4 protein-coding genes are annotated in these 3,045 nt (G+C 41.9%); 2 read left to right on the top strand and 2 right to left on the bottom strand.

The window, feature by feature from the left end:
• Positions 1-41: 41 nt before the first annotated feature.
• Positions 42-983, bottom strand: coding sequence for a glycosyltransferase family 2 protein (locus tag HRT75_RS14380; RefSeq protein WP_291188197.1), 942 nt, complete (start codon positions 981-983; stop codon positions 42-44).
• A gap of 9 nt (positions 984-992) precedes the next feature.
• Positions 993-1,520, bottom strand: coding sequence for a DUF4199 domain-containing protein (locus HRT75_RS14375; RefSeq protein WP_291188195.1), 528 nt, complete (start codon positions 1,518-1,520; stop codon positions 993-995).
• Between the two features lie 163 nt (positions 1,521-1,683).
• Between HRT75_RS14375 and HRT75_RS14370 the strand changes: the two genes are divergently transcribed.
• Both HRT75_RS14370 and HRT75_RS14365 read left to right on the top strand, forming a co-directional pair.
• Positions 1,684-1,935 carry a type B 50S ribosomal protein L31 gene (locus HRT75_RS14370; RefSeq protein ID WP_272833292.1) on the top strand — a complete coding sequence of 84 codons (252 nt, stop codon included), beginning with the start codon at positions 1,684-1,686 and terminating at the stop codon, positions 1,933-1,935.
• A gap of 81 nt (positions 1,936-2,016) precedes the next feature.
• The coding region (locus HRT75_RS14365) for a GlmU family protein (RefSeq protein WP_291188193.1) at positions 2,017-3,045 on the top strand (1,029 nt) is incomplete at its 3' end.

Genomic DNA, 3,045 nt, shown 5'->3' with positions numbered 1-3,045 from the left:
GATGGCAGAAGCGCTCGTGGTCACGTCTCGTTGATTCGGCGTTAGATCGTCTCGCTGATGTAGTAACGATCTTTTCTGTCGCGATTGCGAAGGACCATTTCTCCGATGAATCCAGCCATAAAAAACTGAGTTCCCATGATCATTGCAGTTAAGGCGAGATAGAATTGCGGGCGCTCTGTGATCAAGCGTCCGGTTTTGTTCAAAAACAACTTGTCAATCCCTAAATACAAACTAAAGAGAAAGCCAATCAACAACATCAACGCTCCAATAGCTCCAAAGAAGTGCATTGGGCGTTTGCCAAAGCGGGAGAGGAACCAAATGGTGATCAGGTCTAAAAAGCCGTTAATGAAACGTTCTATGCCGAATTTAGTAGTACCGTATTTACGGGCTTGATGCTTGACGACTTTTTCGCCGATCTTATGAAAACCCGCATTTTTGGCCAAAACTGGGATGTATCGATGCATTTCTCCAGTAACTTCAATGGTCTTGGTAACCGAACTTCTGTAAGCCTTAAGTCCGCAGTTAAAATCATGCAGCTTTACGCCAGAAGTCTTGCGTGCCGCAAAATTAAAAAGTTTAGAGGGTAGGTTTTTAGTGACCGCATTGTCGTAACGCTTTTTCTTCCAACCTGAAACCAAATCGTAACCGTCCTGCTCAATCATGGTCACGAGCTCTGGAATCTCTTCTGGATTGTCTTGTAGGTCAGCATCCATGGTGATGACAATATCTCCTTCAGCAGCTTTAAAACCAGCGTGTAGAGCCTGAGACTTGCCGTAGTTTTGCAAAAAGCGAATCCCTTTGACCGACGGATTCTTTTCTTGCAGCTGTTTGATGGTCTCCCAGGAGCCATCTGTACTTCCGTCGTCAATAAACAGAAGTTCATAAGAAAAACGATTGGACTCCATCACTGATGCAATCCAATCGTGTAATTCGGGTAACGATTCTTTTTCGTTAAGTAAAGGTATTACTACCGATAAGGTCATAGAATCGTGTTATGCCATTGGGTTGTTGCGCTTCATGATCAAACCAGTGATCAAAGAAGTGATGAATCCCATGAAAAGTGTTCCAACAATACTGATGGTAACCATGATCCAAGGCTGGGTGAAATTTCTGGTCATTTCCATGGCCGCGTCTAATTGATCTTGCGGCATGTCTGGTTGACGCTCTAACATTTGAACCTGTGCGTTTTCTACCACTTGATCAACAAAACCGGGCTCGACAACAGTAATGAACAAGTACATCCAAACTGCACCAATAAGTGAAGCAATTAAAGTAACTCCCATACCGGTCTTAAGGGCTTCCCCAAGACTCATATAGCCACCGTTTTGCTTTAGAAATGCCTTATAGCCCATTACAATTGCACCGATCATAATTGCAACTCCTAAAACCGTAGACCACCAAGGTCTTTCCATATAGGTGTTAGTTACATAAGTGAGTACGCCAATTACAATTGAACCTAATCCCCAAAGGGCACCATAGTTCAAGGCAATGTTTTTAACCGAAGGTTGTGGATTTTCCATACGAAGAAGTGTTTAGTTTGGTTGGTTAGTACACAAAGATAAGAATTCGTTACATTTCAAAATCTTTTCAAATCACATCAAAAAATAAAAAAGAAAGCTTGTACATTGATAAAAGATGATTAAATTTGCAACCTCAAAAATGTGAAGTTTAAGATATAACGAGATGAAAAAAGGAATTCACCCAGAAAACTACAGATTTGTCGCTTTTAAGGACATGTCAAACGACGATGTTTTTATTACCAAGTCTACAGCCAATACCAAAGAAACAATCGAGGTAGACGGAAAAGAGTACCCATTGGTAAAGTTGGAGATTTCTAGAACTTCACACCCTTACTACACTGGTAAGTCTAAATTAGTTGATACTGCTGGTCGTATTGATAAGTTCAAAAACAAATACGCCAAGTACAAGAAATAAACGAAACGTTATTATTTTGCAAGGAGCCTTCGAGAGATCGGAGGCTTTTTTTGTTAGCTTTACTCTCAGAAAAAAGTCTTTATGAACTACATACTCTTTGACGGCAGTGTACGGGACCAATTGTTACCATTTACCTTTACGCGGCCTGTGGCAGATATTCGAGTAGGAATTCTTACGATTCGTGAAAAATGGGAGCTTTTATTGGGCTACGCTACAACGACTGTTACAGAGGATTATTTGTCAGAGAAATTTCCGATGGTAGAGATGGAGGTCAATATTTTGATCAATGGCTCATTTTTACCTTCGGATAATTTAGCGGCCATTGTAAAAGGATTGCAGCCGGGACAAGCTCTATTCTATGAAGACGAGCCATTGGCTTTCTTCGCTGCAGAAGGAGAGGAAGTTGATTTTGACGCTGCGGAGGTGATCCAATACAGCCATGATGATGTGATCCGTATTGCCAATACCTGGGATATCTTTAAGCATAATGCCGCCGCAATTGCTAGAGATTTTGCTTGGCTGACTGAGGATAAGAAATCTCAAGATCTGGAGGCTGGAGTTCATGTTATCGGTGATCCTGACTTGGTATTTATTGAAGAAGGAGCAAAGGTTTATCTCGCTTCTTTGAATACTACTGACGGACCTATTTATATTGGTAAAGACGCAGAGATCATGGAGGCTTGCGCCATTAGAGGGCCTTTTGCGCTTTGTGAGCATTCCACCATTAAAATGGGCGCTAAAATTTATGGCGGAACCACGGTAGGGCCACATTGCAAAGTAGGTGGAGAGGTAAGTAATTCTGTGCTTTTTGCTTTCAGCAACAAAGGGCACGAGGGCTTTTTAGGCAACTCCGTTTTAGGAGAGTGGTGTAATATGGGAGCAGACTCTAACAACTCCAACTTAAAGAATAATTATGCACCAGTTCGTCTTTGGGATTACAGTACAGTAGGCTTCGCAAAGACTGGTCTTCAATTTTGTGGACTGATGATGGGTGATCACTCCAAATGTGGTATCAATACCATGTTCAATACCGGAACAGTGGTAGGAGTAAGTGCCAATATCTACGGTGGTGGTTTTCCGCGTAATTTTATCCCGAGTTACAGTTGGGGC

The sequence above is a fragment of the Gilvibacter sp. genome, assembly GCF_013214815.1.
Taxonomy (GTDB): Bacteria; Bacteroidota; Bacteroidia; order Flavobacteriales; family Flavobacteriaceae; genus Gilvibacter.
Note: the sequence above shows the minus strand (reverse complement) of the source record. Positions and strands in the feature narration are given on the sequence as shown.